At 49.0% G+C, this 5839-nt stretch carries 10 protein-coding genes; 2 read left to right on the top strand and 8 right to left on the bottom strand.

Translation table 11 applies throughout. From position 1 onward, the window contains the following. Window positions 1–320: 320 nt before the first annotated feature. Complete coding sequence (locus tag H6F80_RS05660; protein WP_277879047.1) at window positions 321–581, top strand: pentapeptide repeat-containing protein; 261 nt, start codon at window positions 321–323, stop codon at window positions 579–581. A gap of 23 nt (window positions 582–604) precedes the next feature. Here the strand turns inward: H6F80_RS05660 and H6F80_RS05655 are convergent, their stop codons facing one another. From H6F80_RS05655 to H6F80_RS05635, 6 genes are all read right to left on the bottom strand, one after another. Continuing rightward, complete coding sequence (locus H6F80_RS05655) at window positions 605–1030, bottom strand: CoA-binding protein (protein ID WP_190790622.1); 426 nt, start codon at window positions 1028–1030, stop codon at window positions 605–607. Then, window positions 1023–1742, bottom strand: a complete 720-nt coding sequence (locus H6F80_RS05650; RefSeq protein ID WP_190790621.1) for a hypothetical protein — start codon at window positions 1740–1742, stop codon at window positions 1023–1025. Before H6F80_RS05650 ends, H6F80_RS05655 begins: the two co-directional genes overlap by 8 nt. Before the next feature lie 33 nt (window positions 1743–1775). Continuing rightward, window positions 1776–2303, bottom strand: coding sequence for a hypothetical protein (locus tag H6F80_RS05645; RefSeq protein WP_190790620.1), 528 nt, complete (start codon window positions 2301–2303; stop codon window positions 1776–1778). Window positions 2304–2491: 188 nt separating this feature from the next. Then, a complete protein-coding gene (locus H6F80_RS29020) occupies window positions 2492–2854 on the bottom strand; it encodes an HPP family protein (RefSeq protein WP_348246408.1) in 363 nt (120 codons plus the stop codon). Between the two features lie 47 nt (window positions 2855–2901). Continuing rightward, window positions 2902–3027, bottom strand: a complete 126-nt coding sequence (locus H6F80_RS30255) for a hypothetical protein (protein ID WP_277879046.1) — start codon at window positions 3025–3027, stop codon at window positions 2902–2904. A 54-nt stretch (window positions 3028–3081) separates the two neighbouring features. Next, window positions 3082–3804 carry an alpha/beta hydrolase gene (locus H6F80_RS05635; RefSeq protein WP_190790619.1) on the bottom strand — a complete coding sequence of 241 codons (723 nt, stop codon included), beginning with the start codon at window positions 3802–3804 and terminating at the stop codon, window positions 3082–3084. A gap of 491 nt (window positions 3805–4295) precedes the next feature. Here H6F80_RS05635 and H6F80_RS05630 point away from each other — a divergent pair, with 491 nt between their 5' ends. Beyond that, the gene (locus H6F80_RS05630) at window positions 4296–4616 is read left to right on the top strand and encodes a hypothetical protein (protein WP_190790618.1); all 321 of its coding nucleotides are present in this window, start codon (window positions 4296–4298) and stop codon (window positions 4614–4616) included. Window positions 4617–4725: 109 nt separating this feature from the next. Here the strand turns inward: H6F80_RS05630 and H6F80_RS05625 are convergent, their stop codons facing one another. Both H6F80_RS05625 and H6F80_RS05620 read right to left on the bottom strand, forming a co-directional pair. Then, window positions 4726–5193, bottom strand: a complete 468-nt coding sequence (locus H6F80_RS05625) for an orange carotenoid protein N-terminal domain-containing protein (protein WP_190790617.1) — start codon at window positions 5191–5193, stop codon at window positions 4726–4728. 359 nt (window positions 5194–5552) lie between these two features. Next, a partial coding sequence (locus H6F80_RS05620) for a potassium channel family protein (protein WP_190790616.1) occupies window positions 5553–5839 on the bottom strand: 287 nt, incomplete at its 5' end.

The raw sequence follows: 5839 nt of genomic DNA, 5'->3' as shown, positions 1-5839 counted from the left end.
GCTTCGCCGCTGACTTGCCCGATAATCAGAAAACTATCAGAGCCGTGCAAAGCTGCAAGAACATCTTCCTGACTGTATCAGTTTTTTAGCTGAACCAGTGGATAGGAGGGGTTCAGTATAAACATTAGTCAGTATAAATATTAGGATGAGCCAGAAGTCGTAACGCATTCACTATGGACGCTGTTGAATTACAAAAAAGATATCAGGCAGGTGAACGGGATTTTACCGGAGTAGATTTAGCAGGTGCTAATCTTGCAGACCTTGTACTCAACGACGCAAATTTTGATTAAGCAAACCTGAGCAGCACAAAGTTGAATTGATTGCACTTAGAACGGGTCAACTTTAGCCACGTCCTGATGGATCGTGCAGGCCTAACGAATGCAAACTTGAGCAGAGCAGATTTAACCGAGGCAGATTTCAGTGCTGCCTTACTGATTCGTGCCAATTTGACAGATACAATATTCACAAAAACGATTTTGAAATGGGCATCGCTCAGCCATGTCACTCCCGCTGACCTTAATTTAAGTCATGCCATTTTAGACAAAACTGTATTGCCCAACGGTTCAGCGCTAGAGCGATAGCGGCTACAACATCAAGCGGAACACTAACGCGATCGCCCACTCAGCCCCAAACGCAAATATTCAATTTTGATACAGGCATTCATCAGGCAGGTTAGTCCGTGGTCGGCTGCCATCTGAGCCGCGACAGGGTTAGAAATTCCCGACTGTGCCCAAACTGTTTTCGCGCCAATCTCGATTGCCTCCTGCACCACCTCTGGCAGAAATTCCGATCGCCGAAACACATTCACCAGATCGATTGCCTCTGGAACTGCTTTGAGCGTGGGATAGCAGGGCTGATTCTCAATCACATTAAGTGCCGGGTTCACCGGGTAGACGCGATAGCCCGCCTGACGTAAAAAATGGGCGATCTGATAGCTGGGACGATCAGGGCGATCGGAATGCCCTACAACGGCGATCGTTTGCGTCTGCGTGAGGATTTGCCGCAGATGATTATCAGTTGAATCAATCATGGCTACTGCTCGAATCTTCGCGAATCCATAGGGCTAAACCGCCGCCTCGTCCTCGCGCTGCGATCCAGTCTGGCGTTACGCTGAAAAAGGCAAAGAACGGCAGCTTGGCAATAGGCCTCTGTTCAAACTCTGCGGCTTTGGTTTGCCCGCCGCGAAATCCGATTTGGAAGACTGTTTTTCCAAAACAATCGATGGCAACTTGCGTGAAATCGAAGGCAAGCAAGTTTTTCTTGCCCAGATACTTTGCTGGACCTGTAAACCGGAGCCGCACTGCACCCAGGCTGATTTGATTCGTGATGATGCCCTGCCCAAATCCCGCTGCCACTGCTTTTGGAGCAGCAAAAAAGCCAATCTGAGCAGGAGTCCACTGCGGCAGGTAAACTCCTTTTTTTAAGCGAGTGCCGCCTCGTGTTTGTCCTTTCGTTTGTCCCTTGGAGGGCGAGCGTTTTTTTACGCCAGTGGTGAAACAGAGCCGCCATTCCCCCACCAAATCCGCGAACGGATACTGAAGTCGCTGCTGTTTTGCAGCAAGTTCTGCCTGAAGCAATGCTTGAACCACTGCCTCGGCTGGGGGACGATCGATCGCAGTTTCTCCAGAAGGCTCCGCTTGCTGATTTGCAGTCGGTTGAGCGGACACACGATAGGATTTTGCTGCCTGCGATAGCACATGAACAAAGTCGGGAATCGCAGCAGGGGAGAGATCCGTTGCCATGATTCAGGCCTGATTGAAGAAATAAAGTGAGGCTTAGCTGCGCTTTTGCCGACCCCGCGTAGAACGAGTCGCTGGCTTACTGGCAGTTGCACGGCTGCTCTGACCTTCTTTTGCACTGGCAGCTGCAGTGCGAGTGCGGCGACGAATCGGTTTCCGCTCAGCTTCCTCAGTCTCTTCAGGTGCAGCAGTTTCTGTTTCCGCTTCGGCTGCCTCTGAAGTATCTATCTCTGCATCATCAGTTTTGCGAGTGCGGCGTGTGCGGGTTTTGGGAGCAGCAGTTTTGTCTTTGTTGGACTGCCGCCTACCTGCGGGTACATAGCTCTTGAGCGTGGTCGCGCTAATTTCGATTCCTTTCTCAGTCAGCATTTTTGCTAAATCATCGTAGCTGTAGCCTTTTGCCAGAGCCGCCTGAATTTGGTCACGCAATTGACCGACTGCCTCACGCAACGACAAATTCTCTTTCGGTTTTTCCGGCAATTCTTGAAGATACGACCCTGCTTGTTCAACAGACTGTTTATTCACATTCACGGCTTTCGATCGTCCACGGGTTGCTGCTGTCATATTGGATTAACCAGAAATGAAGTGATATGTCAATCATTCTATGGTGAAACAGCAAAAGTGTGAAACATTTTCAACACAAAAGTTTCATCGGCAACAAGATAAATTTGAATCGCCGATGATAAAAAGGAAGATAGACTTGCCATCTCTGCTTAGAAGCCGGGACAAAATGGAAGTTGTATCTTGAGGGTTCAGGAAGAACGATCGTATGCTGGCAGAATCCAAAGCGTAATTCGTTCCAGTAAAACGAGTGTCGCCGTCACCGCAATCGCCAGAAAAAATAGAATCAGGTGCGTTTCGTTGTGGGCACGAAGAGCAAAGCTGAGGGAAGCCGAAACGGCAGGCGGATGAACAACATCAAGAACAATCATCAGCACGATGGTCATCACCAGAGAAATTCCTGCCGCAAGATATCCGCTACCAAAGCAGAGCAACAATACCCAGCCGATCATGGCTGCCATTAAGTGAGAAATGGTCAGGGTGCGAACAGTATTCGTTCCGTGCTGTGGATCGAGATAAATCAAAAACGCGCTGAATGCCAGAGATGCAAACAGTAGCCGCTACTGGGACAGCACTTCGACAAAAGCAAGCACACCTGAAACTACTGCCGTCGGCGCAAAAGCAAGCGCAGGCTCTCCGCGCCAATTAAGCCGCTGGCGTAAGGAGCGGTTTGCCCCTTTAAAAGGTCTTTGGCTCGATCGCTGCTGCCCCATCTTAGTTCCATCATCGTCTGACTCAAAAATAGATTTTCATTCGTGCTGCTGTTCGCAGTTTAGGGTGGCTACTCGATATTTTGATTAAGCTGTTCGATCAGCCAATGTTGAACGACTGATTCAACTTCATCCGCAACCTCATCCAAACCATGGCCAGCGTCCGGGTAGAGAATGAGCTGCTTTGGCTCAAGGGCGTGCTGATAAATCTGCTTTGAGCAGGTAGGAGACAGCACTGGATCAGCCGTGCCGTGTAGCAGCAGCAGCGAGCAGCGCGATGCCAGTTCGGGAACCGCTTCCGTGCCGTAGGACTGGGGCGCAAGGGCAATAACCGTTTTTACCGCCAATGTCGCCGCCGCCGCCTGAATGACTACCGCTCCGCCAAATGAATGTCCAACGAGGGCGATCGCCTCAATGCCCTGATCCTGCAAAAATCGGATTCCCACCAGCACATCCATTACCGAGAGGTCGAGTTGAGTTGGCTGACGGTAGCGCACCCGCAAAGAATCAATGCCCGATCGCAATAAAATCTGCGCCAGTCGCGGATAAAGCTGCTGTGCCGGACTGTCCCAACCGCCACCTACACCACCAACCCAAATTACTCCCTGAGTTGTTTTTTCTACCGCTTCGTCGGCACTGTCTGTTTTTGCGGCATCTGTTTTTGCAGCATAGTATTGACAGTGAATGATTGTATTGTTGAGCGTAAGCTGAACCGGACGGTAGCCATCGGACTGTTGCTCTCCAATTTCCGCGTGTTGCGGCATCAAGTCCATGAAATTGTGAAAGGTCTGCATTGCTTTACTCAACTTACACATTCACAGAGTAACTATGGGTTAGTGTGTCGCTTCAAATCCGCAAAAGCCTCTGCCCGTGGTTGAGAAATTGTAACAATCGAACGGTTACAGCTTAATTCATCAAAGGAAGCCAGACTCATCAACGTCGATTACTTTAAATTACAAGGGTGAATTGCGAGGGTAATTTATTGAATTAACATGAGCCAGCATCCTGTAAACCCACAAAATGCCATTTCTTCCACTCATCATATGCATCAAGCGATCGATCAACGTTCTGTTATCAACGTCCTGCTGAGCGCACAGAACAGAGTGTAAAAATGCCGAAAGCAATAGCGGCGAGATTGCTAGGTCAACATCGATCGAATCTTTGCATGAATCTTTGCATGAATAAATTTAGGCACTGCAAGAAGAAATTCGATCGCTTTGCTCAAAGCCAAACTTATCGCAGGATGATTAAAAGCAAGATTGATTCAAATTGACGCAATTCACCTATGACTCAGCCCAACTCTCAGCCCAACTCCCAGCCTCTCACGCTAAACCCGCCACCGGAATACGAACTCAAGCTCCTGACTGCTCTCGCCTATTTTTTAGGACGCAGTCTTTCTGCACAGGCGTTGGCTTGCCTTAGTATGTATCTACGCCAGTCCGAGCCGCGCATTATGTCTCAGGTGCGCTACTACGCCCACAAAGCCGGACTGCATGAATATGACCTGCTGGACTTAATTTTTGAGCATCCCGATCGCGCTGATGAGCTACTGAAGCGGGCAGGAAAGGTGCATCAGCCGCAGGATAGGGATGTATTTGAAGAGTAAATCTGAACTAAAAATCGGGGGAAACCCAATTCCGGCTTTCGTCGGTATCAGGAATTTCCCCCTTTAATCAAAAACGCGCTACATCCTCTCGCACTATATTCTTTCTACATTATCTATCGATCGGCTGCGCGCCCATTGCCACCACTGCACTGCGGGAAAAGTTAATGCGCTGCTCAAAGTCGAGGCTCTTGATCGATTCACTAAAGCGATCGGTTTCAGAAGGAAGCTGATAATCCGAAGGAACTTGAATCACAGAACCCTCATCCATTGCCTGAGCAAGCTGGAGCCAGAAGCTAAGTTTTGCGCTGGAGCTGAGCGCACTGTAAGCATGGCTGACATCCGTATCGGCGCAAGCAATAATATTGCGCTGGGCTTCGAGCTGCTCTTCGGGAGAGAGAGCCTGAATTTGATCCACCAGCGATCGAGAAATCGCGTGCTGAGCCGGGTCGTTTGTCGGGGTGAGCTGATCTTTCAGGTCAAGGTAGCCATACCACAACAGCGCGAGTTGAGTATCAGCATCAAAACCCTGGAACATTTGTAATGCTTCATTCGTTTGCTGGTCGGCGGTAAAAGTCATAAATCATCTCCTGATTCATTTACAAAAAAATTACAGAAAGACGGAAATAAAAACGCCCTGTCAATCTGTGCTGAAGTTAACAAATAGAGATTCAAGGGATAACCGCACCCTGGGCAGAGATCGTCTTTGCAGGAAACCTTCCTTAATTGATTTAGAAATGATTCAATAGACGGACATCAATTTGCAGTTTGTCCTTTATTCGCAGAACCCGACTCCTTCTCCCCTTAGAAGCAAGAGTCGGGATCCAGTCAGTCCAGGGTTCCTCGCCCCCAACAGGAGAGCAGCAGGAGCAGGCTGAGAAGGAGAGCAAATCCCATAGGAGACGATCGCTTAGCTAGCGTTTAAGGAATGGCATCTCGTTAAAAGTGAGCTTGAGAAGATTTCACCTGCATTAGCGAATGACCGCAATTTTTGCAGAATTTCGCATCGCGATCGTGGCTCTCCAGACCACACGCTGCACAAATTGTTTCAACCTGATTAGACGTTTTAATCAACTGTTTGATCAAATCGCCTAACTGCCAGGGAATCAGCGCGATGCCGGTCAGGATCATCAGCACCGTCAGCAATCTTCCCGTCTGAGAAATCGGCGTGATGTCACCAAATCCCACGGTTGTCATCGTTGCTACCGAAAAATACACTGCATCTA

Origin of the sequence: Leptolyngbya sp. FACHB-711 (genome assembly GCF_014695615.1) — a bacterium.
Classification (GTDB): domain Bacteria; phylum Cyanobacteriota; class Cyanobacteriia; order Elainellales; family Elainellaceae; genus Leptolyngbya_A.
Note: the sequence above shows the minus strand (reverse complement) of the source record. Positions and strands in the feature narration are given on the sequence as shown.